We start from the raw sequence: 15,052 nt of genomic DNA, 5'->3' as shown, positions 1-15,052 counted from the left end.
TCCGGCTTAGACCTATGTAACCTAGGTTCAAGCCCAAGGGGGGAACCCCGGGCTTTCAAACGATGGGGAGCGGCCCCAACCGCCAAGTCAGTTCCGCTCCCCAACCCCTCTCTCAAGGGAGTTCCATCATGCACGCTTCGCTCATCGCCCCGCAGCCCCTGACCACCGACCGCATGGAGGAGAACGTCTCGCTGTTCGGCGAGGCGGACCGGGGTGAGCCGGAGCCGCGCCTGTCGGTGCGGGTGTCGGTGTCGCTGCGGTTCTTCGACCTGGTGGGCCTGCTGGCCTTCCACCCGTCGATGATGCTCACCGCCTCGGAGCTCCAGTGCTCCGACGAGCTGGCCGAGGCCCTGCGGTTCGCGATCGTGGACTCCGGCATGTCCCAGATCGAGGAGTACGCGGAGCTGGCCCGCACCGCGCTGTCGCACCCGCGCCGCTCGTTCCACGCGTACACCAAGCTCGTCGCCGAGGCCGTCACCCGCACATTCGGCATGACCGCCCCGCAGCCGCCCGCCGCCCCGGCGGTGAACCCCCTCCTGCTCGCCGCCGTCTGAGCCTCCCCAGGCGAGCGCTCACCGACGCTCACAGGCGCTCACCGACCGCTCACCCGACCGACCGGCGGCATGCGGTGCAGCCCCGGTCGGCCGACTCCCAGGTACCCGACCGGCACGGTGAGCACCCGACCGCCCACCGCCGCTCACAGGACCGTTCCCGGCGTTCCCGCCGATCGTTCCCGCGTTCCCGGAAGCACTTCCCGCCCTTTACGGAACTGCATCGGTCGCCCACTGACCAGCGGCAACGAGCCGACCGACAGCCGACCCGCTCACCGGTGAACACCCCGACTTCCCGCCCGCCTCCCGACCCATGAGCGGCGCGGACTCCTGCTTCCCGAACCCGACGCCCACGTGGGCGGCGAACGCGTCGTCGTGAGCGCCCGTGAGCGTCGGTGAGCATCCAGCCAGACCCCATTCCCGCCCCACCATCCGACCGAGGAGACCCGCATGAACACCCCGTCGCCGACCACCGACCCGACCCCCCTCGTGAACCCCGACCCGGACCCGACGGACTACCTGACGGTGCCCCAGGTCGCGTTCGCCCTGCGGCTGTCCCAGGAGACCGTGTGGCGCATGGCCCGCAGTGGGCGACTGGCCACCTACCGGGTCGGCAACGGCCGGGGCCAGGTCCGCGTCCCCAGCGACGCCTTCCGCACCTACCTGGCCGCCACCGGACTGCCCGCCGGCCTGTACGACGTCGCCGCCGCAGCTCCGTCCAGCAGCCGGAAGCGGTCCCCCTGGACCACTCCCCGCAGCTGACCACCCCCACCGCCACCCCGGAAGTGGCCGCCGGGTGTCCAGAAAGCTGGACGCCCGGCGCGGCCGGACAAGCAAGAAGAGCACCGGCCTCCCCGGCGCCGGGTGCTCGTCTTGCTGTTCGGCGAAGCCGCCGAAGGTCGTGCCGCGCAGCGGCTCCTCATCACGCTCTGAGGCGCGCGCCCAGTACCAGAACTGCCCCTCTTTTTTTCCTAAGAAGGGAAGCTCTGCGTCACCGCGTCACCCAGGACCGAAAGACGGCCTCTGACCTGCGACAACAAGGGTGACGCAGACGGCCGATCCTGCGTCACCTCTGCGTCACCGCGTCACCCGCCAACGCGGTCTGCGTCACCACCCGGAACCGCGCCGCACGACCCGCCCCCACCTACAACAGCCCCTCCTCTTTTCCTAAGTAGGAGAACGCTGCGACATGTACGTCATGCGAGCCGGAAAACAGCCCCTGACCTGCACCAACGACCATGACGCAGACGGCAACCGCTGCGTCATCCTGCGACATGTGCGACATGCCATGACGCAGCCCATGACGCACCGATGACGCAGACCCCGGCCACTGCGTCATCCAAAACCGCAGGTCACAGGCCCGCATGACGCTGATGTCGCAATGACGCAGAAATCCGCACCTCGGACAACCCACGCCACGGGGAGCCGTCGCGCGTCATGGGCGTGGACGCAGCCCGCGTCACCCGGTGACGCAGGGCCCGATTCCCAAAGTCGCTGCGTCACCCCAAAACAGCAGGTCAGAGGCCCTGCGTGACGCTGGTGTCGCGGTGACGCAGAAATCCGCACCTAGGACAGCACAGCCACCACGCGAAGCCACGACCCCTCCCCGCCGCGCACCGGCCGGGCCCCGGAACCGCCACCGGGCCTAGCGTCCGCCCCCGCTAGACCTAGCACCCCCGCTAGCAGGCGAACCACATCCTGACCAGCCACCCAGCGATCAAGAGCACCCCGCCGGAGCACCCCGAAACCCGCCCGCAGAGCACCCCCGACACCCCCGCCGGTCGCTAGCACCAGGCACCGCACTCGGCCCCGCCCCGGCCGCTCTGACACCCCCTGACACCTGACACCCGCTGACACCCGACCCCCTAGGCAGGCGCGCTGTCAGGCCACCGCTGACGGCACCTGACACCACCCCCTGACACCCGGCCCGACACCCGCCGCAACCGCCCCGAGGAGAGGCCCGTGGCCAACCGCAGCACCCCCGCCGCCACCCGACCCGCCGTGACCGCCCTCCCCGCCCGCTTCCTCACCCCCGAAGACGTCGCCTCCCTCTTCGCCGTCCCGCTCGAAACCCTCTACCAGTGGCGCCGCAAGCGCACCGGCCCGCCCGCCTTCCGCGTCGGCCGCCACCTCCGCTACCACCCCGACGCCGTCGCCCAATGGGTCACCGAACAGACCCGCGACGCCGCCTGAACCACCAGGGACCCACCAGGGAGGCAGGGAGAACTCCCTCCCCGCCTCCCTGACCACCAAATAGCCCCTGATCAGCAGCGACACCGCCACAGGGAGGCAGGGAGGCGCCCCGCTGGCACCGCCGAACACCCCGGAATCCGCTCTCTTCCGGCACCGGACGCCTCCCTCCCTGCCCCGCCACACCCACCCTTCGAACCCGAGGAGCGGCCCATGGCCGGCCACATCCAAGACCGCTGGTACAAGACCGAGACCGGCCCCGACGGCAAGCCCCAGCGCACCCGCACTGACCGCTACGGCACCGGCAAGCGCTACCGCGCCCGCTACGTCGCGCCGGACGGTACCGAGAAGTCCAAGAGCTTCCCCGACCGCCAGAAGCGCTTGGCGGAGGACTGGCTGACCCAGATCGAGGCCGACATGGCGCGCGGCCAGTACATCGACCCGAAGGCGTCCAGGACCACCTTCCAGCAGTTCGCGGAACGGTGGCTCAAGGCCCAGACCACCGACCCGGCCAGTCAGGTTCTGGTGGAAACCAGGCTGCGGCTGCACGCGTTCCCCCGGATCGGCCGCCGACCGCTCGACTCGTTCCGGCCGTCGCACATCCAGGAGCTGGTGAAGGAACTGGAGCTGAGCCCGATCTCGGGCGGGTACGCCCGGAACATCTACTCGGACGTCCGGTCCGTTCTGTCAGCCGCCGTGGACGACGGGCTCCTTAGTCGGAACCCGTGCGGCGCGGCGTCGGTCCGCCCGCCGGCCGTCGAGACTCGCCGCGTCGTGCCCTGGCTCCCGGAGCAGGTGTTCGCGGTGCGCGGCGCGCTGCCGGAGCGATACCGGGCGATGGCCGACCTGGGTGCCGGGTGCGGACTGCGGCAGGGCGAGATCGTCGGCCTGGCGGAGGACGACGCACTCGACTTCGAGACGGGCACCGTCCACGTGCTTCGCCAGGTGAAGCAGATCCGGGGGAAGGCCGTGTTCGCTCCGCCGAAGTGCAACAAGGAACGCGATGTGCCGCTCCCCAGCTCCGTGGCTGCCGCCGTCCGGGCCCACATGGACGGCTGCAAGCCCGTACCGGTCACGCTCCCGTGGAAGACCCCGGACGGTCCGCCGGTCACCTTCCGGCTGCTGTTCAGCAACACGGCCGACGGGTTGGTCTGGCGGAGCAACTTCAACCTGCAGGACTGGAAGCCCGCGCTCGCGGCGGCCGGCCTCATCCCGACGCCGCGCCCCGGCGAGGCCTACGCCTCCGCGAGGGAGCACGGCATGCACGCCCTGAGGCACTTCTACGCCTCCGTGCTGCTCGACGCCGGGGAGAGCATCCGGGCCGTGAGCGACTACCTGGGCCACGCCGACCCGGCCCTGACACTCAGGGTCTACGCCCATCTCATGCCGAACAGCCAGGACCGCGCCCGGAAGGCCGTCGACCGGCTGTTCCTGCCGGGCGATTCGACCACCTGACGGCCCAGGGACGGCCCGGCAGACGCGCGAGGGCCCCCTACACGCGGGAAAGTCGCAGGTAGAGGGCCCTTCGTCGCCGCCCCGGTGAGTGTTCTCCGGGCTTAGGCATGGTTCATCCAGTGTCGCAGACGCGCGAGGGCCCCGGACGCCGTGCGTCCGGGGCCCGGGCCGGGGCGGGTGGCCTCAGCTGCCCACGAAGGCCGCCAGCAGCAGCCAGACCACCGGGGCGGTCGGCAGCAGCGAGTCCAGCCGGTCCATGATGCCGCCGTGACCGGGCAGCAGGGTGCCCATGTCCTTGATGCCGAGGTCGCGCTTGATCATCGACTCGCCCAGGTCGCCCAGGGTCGCGGTGACCGCCGCGCAGCCGCCCAGGATCAGGCCCTGCCACCAGCTGCCGCCGTCGATGATCAGTTCCATCAGCAGCGCGCCCGCCAGCATCGACAGGCCGATGCCGCCGGCCAGGCCCTCCCGGGTCTTGCCCGGGCTGATCGTCGGCGCCAGCTTGGTCCGGCCGAACTTGTAGCCCACCGCGTAGGCGCCGGTGTCGCTGCACACCGTGACGATCAGGAACAGCACGATCCGCTGCGGACCGTCGTCGGCCGCCAGCATCAACGCCACGAAGGTGGCGAGGAAGGGGACGTAGAAGGCGGTGAAGATGCCCGCCGTTATGTCCCGCAGATAGTTCTCCGGCGGCTCGGCCATCCGCCAGACCATCACCGCGAGGCCGGTGAGCGCGAGCGAGGCCGCCGCCCACTGGATCCCCGACCAGTAGCCGGTGGCGATCATCGCGATGCCGCCCGCGACCAGCGGGACCAGCGGCGCCTTGATCTCCTTGCGCTCGGCCAGCCGGCTGGTCAGCTCCCAGACGCCGACCGACACCGCCGCGATCACCACGACCAGGAACAGGGCCTTGACGACGAAGAGCGAGGCGACGATGACCGCGCCGAGGCCGACGCCCACACCTATCGCGGCCTGGAGGTTGCGGCCACCGCGCTGCTTGCGCTGCGCCGGCTGGGGCTGCGGATCGGGCTGGGCCACGGGTGTCTCCTGCCCTGGGTAGGACGACGGCACGAGGAACGGCTGCCCCGCCACCGGTCCGCCCGGCGCGCCGGGGTGACCCGCCGCGACCGGCGGCGCCGGCTGCCCCGGGTACGCCGCAGCGCCCGGGTACGGCCCGGCGGGCGGAGCGGACCGGGCGTCGTCGGTGATCGCGCGCAGCACGACCGTCTCCGACGCGCCGGGCTCCACCGCCCCGGGCTGCTCGTCGCGGAACAGCGGTCCGCTCAGCCGGCCCGTCTCCCGGGACGGCCCCTCGGCGGGGTCGGGCCCGGACGGGGCTGCGGGCTGCGGGCCCGGGTCGGCCGGTACGGGAGGCATGACCTGAGTCTCCTCCGCGTCGGGGTCCCAGTACACCGGAGGCTGCTGGGAGTGACCCGTTCGGTGGCCGGGGTCACCCGAGCCGTAGGGACCGGGCCGGCCGTACTGGTCGTACTGCCCAGGTCGGTCGTACTGCCCGTGCGGCGGCTGCGCCGGGTACCCGCCGGCGGCGGGTGCGCCGGGTGTGCCGGGGACGGCGGAGGTGCCGGGGGCAGTGGGTGTGCCCGGTCCGCCGCTGGCCTGCGCAGGCGCGCTGGGGGCCTGCGCAGGCTCGTACGGACGGTACGGCTGGTACTGCTGGTCGGACGTGCCCCAATAGCCAGGGGCGTCAGGGGCGTCGTTCATCAGACCTCGAGCAGCTCGGCTTCCTTGTGCTTCAGCAGCTCGTCGACGGTGGCCACGTACTTGGCCGTGGTGTCGTCGAGCTCCTTCTCGGCGCGACGGCCGTCGTCCTCGCCGATCTCGCCGTCCTTGACCAGCTTGTCGATCGCGTCCTTGGCCTTGCGGCGGACGGCGCGGATCGAGACCTTGGCGTCCTCGCCCTTGCCGCGGGCGATCTTGATGAACTCCCGGCGGCGCTCCTCGGTCAGCTCGGGGAGCACGACCCGGATGATGGAGCCGTCGTTCGACGGGTTGACGCCCAGGTCGGAGTCGCGGATCGCCTGCTCGATCGCCTTCAGCGCGGTCTTGTCGAACGGCGAGACGACCGCCATCCGGGGCTCCGGCACGGAGAAGGAGGCCAGCTGGTTGATCGGCGTCACGGCGCCGTAGTACTCCGCGACGATCTTGGCGAACATCGCCGGGTGCGCGCGGCCGGTGCGGATGGCGGCGAGGTCGTCCTTGGCGTGGCCGACGGCCTTCTCCATCTTCTCCTCGGCATCGAGGAGGGTCTCTTCGATCACTGTGATCTCCCTGTCCGGTTCATCTGCTGGTGTTCCCGACCGGGGTCGGGCGCCCGAGCCTCGCGGCGGCGCCGTCCGGTACGGCTGGTTACTGCTCAGGCCCGGACAGAATCCTGGCTGATGAGTGTGCCGATCTTCTCACTCTTCACCGCACGCGCGATATTGCCCTCCGCAAGCAGCTCGAAGACCAGCATCGGGAGGTTGTTGTCCTTGCACAGCGTGATCGCGGTGAGGTCGGCCACCTTGAGGTCGCGCGCGATGACCTCGGAGTACTCCAGCGCGTCGAACTTGACCGCGTCCGGGTTGGTGCGGGGGTCGGAGTCGTAGACGCCGTCCACGCCGTTCTTGCCCATCAGCAGCACGTCGGCGTGGATCTCCAGCGCCCGCTGGACGGCCGTGGTGTCGGTGGAGAAGTAGGGCATGCCCATACCGGCGCCGAAGATCACCACGCGGCCCTTCTCCAGGTGCCGGACGGCGCGCAGCGGCAGGTACGGCTCGGCGACCTGGCCCATCGTGATGGCGGTCTGGACCCGCGTCTCGATGCCCTCCTTGACCAGGAAGTCCTGGAGCGCCAGGCAGTTCATCACCGTGCCGAGCATGCCCATGTAGTCCGAGCGGGCCCGGTCCATACCTCGGACCTGGAGCTCGGCACCGCGGAAGAAGTTGCCTCCGCCGATCACCACGGCGACCTCGGTGCCCGCGCGGACGACCGTGGCGATCTCACGGGCGATCGCGTGCACGACGTCCGGATCGACGCCGAGCCCGCCGCCGCCGGCGAAGGCCTCACCGGACAGCTTCAGCATTACCCGGCGGCGCGTGCCGTCCTGGATCTCCCGCGCGGTCTCCTGCGTCTCCTGCATGGACTTCTCCTTCTGCACCTACTGGTTCACAGACGCGGGTGTGCGGGTGCCCGGCCTGCGCGTACACGAGAGGAGGCCACTGCCGCGGGAACCGGTTCGGTGTCCTGCACGGCAATGGCCTCCTCGTCGTTCATGTCGCCGACGCGGCTCGCCCATGAACGGATGGCGCTGGGTGAGCCCGTACGGCGCGTTCCCCGTCACCCTGGTCAGCGGGCGGGGGCGGTTCCCAGCCTACGGCCGGGGGACCGGTGGAACGTGGCTCAGGCGCCGACGCGGAAGCGGGCGAAGCGCTTGAGGGCGACGCCGTTCTCCGCGAGGACCTTGGCGACGGTCTTCTTGTTGTCCTTCGCGAAGGCCTGCTCCAGGACGGAGTTCTCCTTCACGAAGCCGGTGACGCGACCCTCGACGATCTTCGGCAGGGCGGCCTCCGGCTTGCCCTCCTCGCGAGCGGTGGCCTCGGCGACGCGGCGCTCGTTCTCGATGTCCTCGGCCGGGATGTCCTCGCGGGACAGGTACTTCGGCGCGAAGGCGGCGATGTGCTGCGCGACGTCCTTGGCGACCTCGGCGTTCTCCTTGTCCAGCTCGACCAGGACGCCGACGGCCGGCGGCAGGTCGGGGCTGGTCTTGTGCAGGTAGACGGCGACGAAGCCCTCACCGTCGAACTGCGCGAAGCGGCGGAAGACGATCTTCTCGCCCAGGGTCGCGTTGGCCTCGTCCACGAACTGCTGGACGGTCTTCCCGGCCTCGATCTCGGAAGCCAGGGCGGCGTCCAGGTCGGCCGGGGCGCTCTTCGCGACGTGGGCGGCGATCGCGTCGGCGACCTTGACGAAGTTGTCACCCTTGGCGACGAAGTCGGTCTCGCAGTTCAGCTCGACCAGGACGCCGGACTTCTTGTCCTCGGCGATCAGCGCGGCGACGGCACCGTTGGAGGCGTCGCGGCCCTCACGCTTGGCAACGCCCTTCTGGCCCTTGATGCGCAGAAGCTCGACGGCCTTCTCGACGTTGCCCTCGGCCTCGTCCAGGGCCTTCTTGCAGTCCATCATGCCGGCGCCGGTGAGCTCACGGAGCTTCTTGACGTCCGCGGCGGTGAAGTTCGCCATGGTGTGAATCTCTTCTCGCGTCTCGCGTGTCTGCGTGGAGTGGCGCCGGGGCCGATGGTTCGGCCCCGGCACGGGAGAGAGGGGCACCGACCGGTGTCGTACCGGCGGGTGCCCCTCACCCTTGGTACGTCAGGCCTGCTCGGCCGGAGCCTCGGCGGCGGGGGCCTCGGCCGCCGGGGCCTCGACCTCGGCCTCGACGGCGGCAGCCTCGGTGACCGGGGCCTCGACAGCGGCGGCCTCGGCGGCCGGAGCAGCCTCGGCGTCGGCGGCGGGGGCCTCCTCGGCCTTCTTCTCGCCCTCGAGGATGTCCTTCTCCCAGTCGGCGAGCGGCTGGTCGGCACCCGGCTCGGCCTTGACGTCGCCCTTGGCGACACCCGCGCGGGACTTGAGGCCCTCGGCGACGGCGTCGGCGATCACACGGGTCAGCAGGGTGACGGAGCGGATCGCGTCGTCGTTGCCCGGGATCTTGTAGTCGACCTCGTCGGGGTCACAGTTGGTGTCGAGGATGGCGACGACCGGGATGTTGAGCTTCCGGGCCTCGCCGACCGCGATGTGCTCCTTCTTGGTGTCCACGATCCAGACAGCGCTGGGAACGCGCTGCATGTCACGGATACCGCCGAGGGTCTTCTCCAGCTTGTCGTGCTCGCGCTGGAGGACCAGGAGCTCCTTCTTGGTGAGGCCGGAACCGGCCACGTCCGCGAAGTCCAGCTCGCCCAGCTCCTTGAGACGCTGCAGGCGCTTGTAGACGGTCGAGAAGTTGGTCAGCATGCCGCCGAGCCAGCGCTGGTTCACGTAGGGCATGCCCACGCGGGTGGCCTGCTCGGCGATGGCCTCCTGGGCCTGCTTCTTCGTGCCGACGAAGAGGACGCTGCCGCCGTGGGCAACGGTCTCCTTGATGAACTCGAAGGCGCGGTCGATGTAGTTCAGCGACTGCAGGAGGTCGATGATGTAGATGCCGTTGCGCTCGGTGATGATGAAGCGCTTCATCTTCGGGTTCCAGCGGCGGGTCTGGTGACCGAAGTGGACGCCGCTCTCCAGCAGCTCCCGCATCGTGACGACGGCCATAGCCGTGCTCCTCAGGTGTTACGCCCGGCTCCGTCGCAACGGCGTCACGGGAGGCGCGATGGCGCTTCCCGCTCGACTGGTGCGAACGGCCGGGTCAGGCTCGGTTTTGTCCGTGGCGGCCAGGTGACAGCCACGCCTGACGCCCCGAACGTGCCGAGCCGCTTCCCCCGGCGGTCCTGGGACCGGTCGGGCTCGGCGGACCGAGCGGCACTCGCACCTGGCGGGGGCGGCGGCTGAGCCGCTGTCCGACCGCCGGTGGCGGGGCGTGCGAAGTCGACCCGGCGGACCGGGTCGCGTGTGAAGTGTACGGGAAGCGCCGAGCGCCGAGCGACTCCGCGAAGGCGGGCGGGCGGGGACCGGCCAGGTCCGGGGCACCCGGGCGACCGTGTTGGGGTCCCGTGCACCTGCCGGGGTCCACCCGTTGGAGGGACGGCCATTGTCCCCAGGGGCCGGTTGTCCACAGGAAACAGGGCCTGGGTGGCCGGGTCGGGCCGGCCCGGGGAGCCTCTGGCGCATGGCTTTCGGCGTGGTGGGTGCGGGTGCGGGTGTGACGGCGGGTGTGGGTGCGGGTGTGACCGTGGGTTCGGGTGCGGGTGCGGGTGCCGCTCCGGCTGGGAGCGGCAGCGGGGCAGGAGCGAGAGTGGCGGCGGGGCGGCGGGTGCTGCTGGTCGTGCCGGTGGTGCTGGCCGTCCTGCTGACCGTTGGCCGGCCCGGGGCGCTCGGGCACGCCGCGACCGGGTCGGACCAGGTGAGCAGGGCGGGATGGGCGGACGGGGCGGTGGCCGGTGCCGCTGGGGAGGCCGGTCCTGACTCGGTCGCTTCCGGGGGTCCCGGGGGTCCCGGGGGTCCTGGGGTGGATGGGGCGACTGGGGGCGGGCGGCGGTGGCCGGTGGACGGACCGGGCGGAGGACCGGGGGCCGTGATCGGCCGCTTCGAGCCGCCCGCGCGACCGTGGGGCACGGGCCACCGGGGCGTCGACCTGGCCGCCACCGCCGGAGCGGAGGTCCGCGCCGCCGCGCCGGGAGTGGTGACGTTCACCGGACCGGTGGCCGGACGGCCGGTCGTCACGGTCACCCACCCGGGGACGAGCTCCGCGGTGTCCGCTGCCCCGCCGACTCTCCCGCTGCGGACCACCTATCTACCGGTGGAGGGCGTGCTCCCGGTCGGCACCGCCGTGGCGGCCGGGCAGGTGATCGGACGCCTCGCCCCCGGGGACCACTGCGCCGGCAACCCCTGCCTGCACTGGGGCCTGCTGCGCGGGAAGCGCTACCTGGACCCCTCGGCCCTGTTCGGGACCGGTCGGGCCCGACTGCTTCCGCTCGACCGCCCGACGGAAGCGGTCACCGCCGCGCCGATCTCCCGGACCGGGCCGCGCGCCGTCCTCGGAAGGCGGCGGCTCAGCTCGGGCCGAGGCCGTGCAGGGCGAGGGCGACGGCGGCGTCCGCGATCACCTCGGGACTCTCGGCCCGGCCGCCCGCAGCTCGGTGCTCCGCCTGCCGCACCGCCGCTTCGACGATGCCCTGGAGCAGCGCGGCGGCCAGCCGGGGTTGCTCGTGGCCGAGGTCGTCCAGCGCCTGGACCACCAGTCCGACCAGCGTCCCGTGCGCGGCCCGGATGCGCTCCCGGGCCGCGTCGTCCAGCTCCAGTGCGGAGATCGCCGCGACCGCCCGGTGGCGCGGGTCGGCGGCCAGCGCGAGCTGGCTCCGGACGTACGCCTCGATCCGCTCGGCGGCGGTGTCCCGGCTCGCCATCGCGGCCTCGATCTCGGCGGCCCACAGCGGGAAGTCCACCTCGCAGAGCGCCTCCACCACCGCCCCGCGGGAACGGAAGTACTCGTACACCGAGGAACGCGCGAGCCCGGTACGCATCGCGAGCGCTGGGAAGGTCAGGGCTTCCATGCCTCCCTCGGTGAGGAGACTGCGGGCAGCATCGAGGAGGGCTGCCCGCTGCATCTGGCGATGCTCGGCCACACTGGCTGCTCGGATCTTCGGCACGCCCTCCACTGTACGGAGCCCTACATCCCACCGGTACGGTGCCGCGTACCGCAACGGATACGGAGGGATACGTTCCGGGGCGCGGAGCGCCGACCCGGCGTACGCGGCGCACCGACCGGCCCGCGTGACGACCGGCCGGGGCGTTCGGCCGAGGGGTGTCCGGCCGGGGGCGGTTTTCGGCCGGGGGCGGTTTTCGGCCGGGGCTCGTTCGGAGGGCGGTCGGGGCTCGGCTGGAGGACGTTCGGAGGGCGTTCGGCCGGAGGGTGCCCGGCCGAGGGCGCTCGGCTACCGGATGTCCGACAGCTTGGCGCGCAGCTGGAGCACCGACTTGGTGTGGATCTGGCTGACCCTGCTCTCGGTCACCCCGAGGACCTGGCCGATCTCGGCGAGCGTCAGCCCCTCGTAGTAGTAGAGCGTCACCACGGTCTTCTCCCGTTCGGGAAGGGTGTTGACCGCCTGCGCCAGCAGCCGGCGCAGCTCCCGGTCCTCGGCCACCTCGACCGGGTCGTCCGCCCCGTGGTCCTCCAACGTCTCCATCAGGCTCAGCCGGTCGCCGCCGTCGCCGACCGGGTGGAGCAGCTCGTCGAGCGCGACCACGTTGGCGAGCGAGAGCTGGCTGAAGATGGTGTGCAGATCCTCGATCGCGATGCCCATCTCGGCCGCGACCTCGGGCTCGGTGGGCGTCCGCCGCAGCCTGGCCTCCAGCGTCGCGTAGGTGCGCTCGACCGCCTTCGCCTTCTGCCGCACCGAGCGAGGGATCCAGTCCAGCGCGCGCAGCTCGTCGATGATCGCGCCGCGGATCCGGCTGATCGCGTAGGTCTCGAACTTGATGGCGCGCTCGATGTCGAACTTCTCGATCGCGTCGATCAGCCCGAAGACACCGGAGGAGACGAAGTCGGCCTGCTCGACATTGGACGGCAGACCGACCCCGACCCGGCCCGCCACGTACTTGACGAGCGGTGAGTAGTGCAGGATCAGCTGCTCCCGCAGCCGCTGATCGGCCGTCTCCTTGTAGGCGCGCCAGAGCTCTTCGAGCGCCGTGCGCTCGCGGCGGGGAGCCGGCGCTTCGGTGGACGCGGGGGCGGCCGGGGCGGCGGGGGCGGCGGGGGCGCCGGGCGCGTCCGGGCGGTCGTCGTGCGCCCCAGTGAGCGCCGGACGGCCGCCCTGCCGCGCCAGGGCCCCCATCGCACCCGTGGACTTGGACGGGTACTCGGTCGCGGTCCGCCGCTCGGTGCGCGGCCCTCCCGAGGACCGGGCGCCACCGGTCACTCGGTGTCCGGGAATGTGTGTGGGCATACGTTGGTCTGCGCCGTTCTGCCGAGTCATGTGCTGATAGGGAAGGCATGGCGAGCGTAGCGTGACCGACTCGCTGCAGAGTGCTACCGCCACTCGGTCGTCCCCCGATCCAGTGGCGTTCGTGTCGCCCCACCCGGGCACCGGAGGTGGACGAACCGGATGTCGGCCCCGCCCGGCCGCTCCGCCCCGTCAACCCCGCGCCCTTCCCCGTCCTCCTCCCGGTCGTCCCTCGGGCGCGTTTCCTCCTGACGCTCCGCCCCGCGGCTGCCCATGCCGCTCCGCCGCCTCGTCCGGACGGGCCGTCACCTCCTCCGCACCAGGCGCCAGTGCGCGCCGTGTCGCTCCACATGGCCGAGCGAGCCCAGCTCGTAGAGCCGCTGGAGCACCTCGTCCGGCGGAAGCCCCGACTGTCGGGCCAACCGCTCCACCGGCGCGCCCTCCGCGGTGGCCGGCACCGCCTCCAGGACCCGGGCCGCCTCCGGCTCCAGGAGGTCCCTGGGCAGCACCGGTCCGCCGCGCTGCGGCGCCAGGTCCTCTCCGATCGCCCCGATCAGCTCGACGACCTCGGCCGCGTCGGTCACGACGGTGGCGGCGCCGCTCCGGATCAGCGCGTGCACCCCGGCGGAGAGTTCCGAGGTCACCGGCCCGGGCACACCCATCGTGTGCCGGTTGAGGTCGCGGGCGCGTCTGGCGGTGCTGAGCGCCCCGCTGCGCAGCGCCGCCTCGACCACCACGGTCCCGCGGGTCAGCGCCGCGATCACCCGGTTGCGCAGCACGAACCGGAACCTGGTCGGGTGCTCCCCCGGCGGAAGCTCGCTCACCAGCAGTCCCTGTTCGGCGATCCGGCGGATCAGCGAGGTGTTGCCCCGCGGGTAGGCCACGTCCACCCCGCAGGCCAGGACACCGACCGTCGGACCGTCGACCGCCAGCGCGCCCCGGTGGGCGGCCGCGTCGATCCCGTAGGCACCGCCGGACACGACCACCCAGCCGCGCTCGGCGAGCTGGGCGGCGAGGTCCCCGGCGACGTGCGCACCGTACGCCGTGCAGGCCCGGGCCCCGACCACCGCGACCGATCGCAGGGCGAGCAGGCGCAGCGAACCCGTCCCCACCACCCAGAGCCCGGTGGGCCGGCCCTGCCCGAGGTCGTCCAGCTGGCTCGGCCACTCGGCGTCGCCCGGAATGATGAAGCGCCCGCCGACCGAGCGCACCCGCTCCAGGTCGGCGACCGGATCGAGGCCGGGCATCCGCGCCCGGTAGGCCGCCAGCCTGGCGGTGTCCACGCCCAGTTGCTCGGCCGGAGTGCCGTCCCGGATCGCCCGTACGACGTCCAGTGCGTCGAGGCGGGTGAGCCAGCGGCCGAGTGCGGCGTCCCCCGGTTCGCCGAGCCGGCTGAGTGCCGCCCTGGCGAGGCGCTCCGGCTCGGGCCGGGGCCGGGCCTCCGGCCCCGGCGGTCCCTCGGCCTCCGCTCCGGGGGCCCGGGGCGCCGCCGGGCCGGCCGGTTCGGCGACGCGCGGAGGGGCCTGCGGCCCGGGCTCGGGGACGGCTGCCGGTTCGGTGGGCGGGTGCTGGGGGAGGTCGTTCGCGGTGGGGCTCATGTGCCGCTCTCCTCGGGCTTTTCGGTGGGGGTGGGACCGGGCGGGCGGCGGGCGGACCGGGTGCGGGTGGGACGGCGTCCGGCCGGGGCGTCCGCTCGCTCCTCGGCCTGCTCGTCCGAGCCGTCGCCGGAACGGTCGCCGGTCCGGTTCTCGGCGCGATCGTCAGACCGGTCGGGGCGGTCGGGGCGGTCGGCGGCGAGGTTCGGACTTCGGAAGAACTGCTCGGTCAGCGGGAGCCCCTGCTCCACGCCGGTGCGCAGCACGAGGGCCGTCCGGATGTCGCGCTGTTCGGGGCGGTCCCGGCCGGCGAGGTCGGCGACGGTCCAGGCGACCCGCAGCACCCGGTCCAGGCCCCGGGCGGTCAGCAGACCGCGCTCCAGCTGGCGCGCGGCGTCGTTCAGCGCGCCCGGCGCCAGCTGCCAGCGGGTGCGCAGCTCGTGTCCGGGGACCTCGGCATTGGTCCGCCACGGGGTGCCCGCGAGCCGCGCCGCCGCGCGCTCCCGCGCCGCCAGTACGCGGGCCGCGACGATCGCGGTGGTCTCCGCCGAGGTGTCGCGCTGCATCAGCTCGGCCCTGGTCACCGGAGCGACCTGGACCTGGAGGTCCACCCGGTCGAGCAGCGGGCCGGACAGCCTGCCCTGGTAGCGGCTCATCCATTCCCTATAGC

Annotated in this window: 12 protein-coding genes and 2 pseudogenes; 5 read left to right on the top strand and 9 right to left on the bottom strand. The window is 72.4% G+C overall.

Translation table 11 applies throughout. The annotated features are described in order from the left end of the window. Window positions 1–128: 128 nt before the first annotated feature. The 4 genes from OG715_RS27945 (at window position 129) to OG715_RS27930 (ending at window position 4,196) form a co-directional block, all read left to right on the top strand. Window positions 129–554 (top strand): hypothetical protein, encoded by a 426-nt coding sequence (locus tag OG715_RS27945; protein ID WP_266274493.1) that lies wholly within the window; start codon window positions 129–131, stop codon window positions 552–554. Window positions 555–1,001: 447 nt separating this feature from the next. Next, on the top strand, window positions 1,002–1,313 hold the full coding sequence (locus tag OG715_RS27940) for a helix-turn-helix domain-containing protein (protein WP_266274494.1): 312 nt from the start codon (window positions 1,002–1,004) through the stop codon (window positions 1,311–1,313). A gap of 1,200 nt (window positions 1,314–2,513) precedes the next feature. After that, window positions 2,514–2,744, top strand: coding sequence for a helix-turn-helix domain-containing protein (locus tag OG715_RS27935; protein ID WP_266274495.1), 231 nt, complete (start codon window positions 2,514–2,516; stop codon window positions 2,742–2,744). A gap of 210 nt (window positions 2,745–2,954) precedes the next feature. Next, window positions 2,955–4,196, top strand: a complete 1,242-nt coding sequence (locus OG715_RS27930) for a tyrosine-type recombinase/integrase (RefSeq protein ID WP_266274496.1) — start codon at window positions 2,955–2,957, stop codon at window positions 4,194–4,196. A 183-nt stretch (window positions 4,197–4,379) separates the two neighbouring features. Here the strand turns inward: OG715_RS27930 and OG715_RS27925 are convergent, their stop codons facing one another. The 5 genes from OG715_RS27925 to rpsB all read right to left on the bottom strand — a co-directional run bounded on the left by OG715_RS27925 (window position 4,380) and on the right by rpsB (window position 9,500). Further along, window positions 4,380–5,573 carry a phosphatidate cytidylyltransferase gene (locus tag OG715_RS27925; RefSeq protein ID WP_266274497.1) on the bottom strand — a complete coding sequence of 398 codons (1,194 nt, stop codon included), beginning with the start codon at window positions 5,571–5,573 and terminating at the stop codon, window positions 4,380–4,382. A gap of 344 nt (window positions 5,574–5,917) precedes the next feature. Next, window positions 5,918–6,475, bottom strand: a complete 558-nt coding sequence (gene frr, locus OG715_RS27920; RefSeq protein WP_266274498.1) for a ribosome recycling factor — start codon at window positions 6,473–6,475, stop codon at window positions 5,918–5,920. Window positions 6,476–6,570: 95 nt separating this feature from the next. Beyond that, complete coding sequence (gene pyrH / locus OG715_RS27915) at window positions 6,571–7,335, bottom strand: UMP kinase (RefSeq protein ID WP_030396754.1); 765 nt, start codon at window positions 7,333–7,335, stop codon at window positions 6,571–6,573. Window positions 7,336–7,595: 260 nt separating this feature from the next. Then, window positions 7,596–8,435 carry a translation elongation factor Ts gene (gene tsf, locus OG715_RS27910; protein ID WP_266274499.1) on the bottom strand — a complete coding sequence of 280 codons (840 nt, stop codon included), beginning with the start codon at window positions 8,433–8,435 and terminating at the stop codon, window positions 7,596–7,598. A gap of 129 nt (window positions 8,436–8,564) precedes the next feature. After that, the gene (gene rpsB, locus OG715_RS27905; protein WP_266274500.1) at window positions 8,565–9,500 is read right to left on the bottom strand and encodes a 30S ribosomal protein S2; all 936 of its coding nucleotides are present in this window, start codon (window positions 9,498–9,500) and stop codon (window positions 8,565–8,567) included. Between the two features lie 514 nt (window positions 9,501–10,014). Here rpsB and OG715_RS27900 point away from each other — a divergent pair. Next, window positions 10,015–10,767, top strand: a pseudogene (locus tag OG715_RS27900) (peptidoglycan DD-metalloendopeptidase family protein); the annotation flags it as partial. Window positions 10,768–10,897: 130 nt separating this feature from the next. Here the strand turns inward: OG715_RS27900 and OG715_RS27895 are convergent. The 4 genes and pseudogenes from OG715_RS27895 to OG715_RS27880 form a co-directional block, all read right to left on the bottom strand. Beyond that, on the bottom strand, window positions 10,898–11,470 hold the full coding sequence (locus OG715_RS27895) for a TetR/AcrR family transcriptional regulator (RefSeq protein ID WP_266274744.1): 573 nt from the start codon (window positions 11,468–11,470) through the stop codon (window positions 10,898–10,900). Window positions 11,471–11,779: 309 nt separating this feature from the next. After that, the gene (whiG, locus tag OG715_RS27890) at window positions 11,780–12,763 is read right to left on the bottom strand and encodes an RNA polymerase sigma factor WhiG (protein WP_266274501.1); all 984 of its coding nucleotides are present in this window, start codon (window positions 12,761–12,763) and stop codon (window positions 11,780–11,782) included. Between the two features lie 329 nt (window positions 12,764–13,092). Continuing rightward, window positions 13,093–14,385, bottom strand: coding sequence for a DNA-processing protein DprA (gene dprA / locus OG715_RS27885; protein WP_266274502.1), 1,293 nt, complete (start codon window positions 14,383–14,385; stop codon window positions 13,093–13,095). Between the two features lie 227 nt (window positions 14,386–14,612). Next, window positions 14,613–15,032: pseudogene (locus OG715_RS27880) on the bottom strand (magnesium chelatase subunit ChlI family protein); the annotation flags it as partial. Window positions 15,033–15,052 lie beyond the last annotated feature (20 nt).

The sequence above is a fragment of the Kitasatospora purpeofusca genome, from assembly GCF_036010405.1.
GTDB lineage: Bacteria > Actinomycetota > Actinomycetes > Streptomycetales > Streptomycetaceae > Kitasatospora > Kitasatospora purpeofusca.
The sequence above is the reverse complement of the archived record's forward strand: the minus strand, read 5'-3'. Positions and strand labels throughout refer to the sequence as shown.

Coding starts and splice junctions, on each gene's coding strand:
- OG715_RS27930 (WP_266274496.1), top strand. CDS start 2,955: ATGGCCGGCCACATCCAAGACCGCTGGTACAAGACCGAGACCGGCCCC.
- OG715_RS27945 (WP_266274493.1), top strand. CDS start 129: ATGCACGCTTCGCTCATCGCCCCGCAGCCCCTGACCACCGACCGCATG.
- pyrH (WP_030396754.1), bottom strand. CDS start 7,335: ATGCAGGAGACGCAGGAGACCGCGCGGGAGATCCAGGACGGCACGCGC.
- OG715_RS27925 (WP_266274497.1), bottom strand. CDS start 5,573: ATGCCTCCCGTACCGGCCGACCCGGGCCCGCAGCCCGCAGCCCCGTCC.
- dprA (WP_266274502.1), bottom strand. CDS start 14,385: ATGAGCCCCACCGCGAACGACCTCCCCCAGCACCCGCCCACCGAACCG.
- OG715_RS27940 (WP_266274494.1), top strand. CDS start 1,002: ATGAACACCCCGTCGCCGACCACCGACCCGACCCCCCTCGTGAACCCC.
- rpsB (WP_266274500.1), bottom strand. CDS start 9,500: ATGGCCGTCGTCACGATGCGGGAGCTGCTGGAGAGCGGCGTCCACTTC.
- tsf (WP_266274499.1), bottom strand. CDS start 8,435: ATGGCGAACTTCACCGCCGCGGACGTCAAGAAGCTCCGTGAGCTCACC.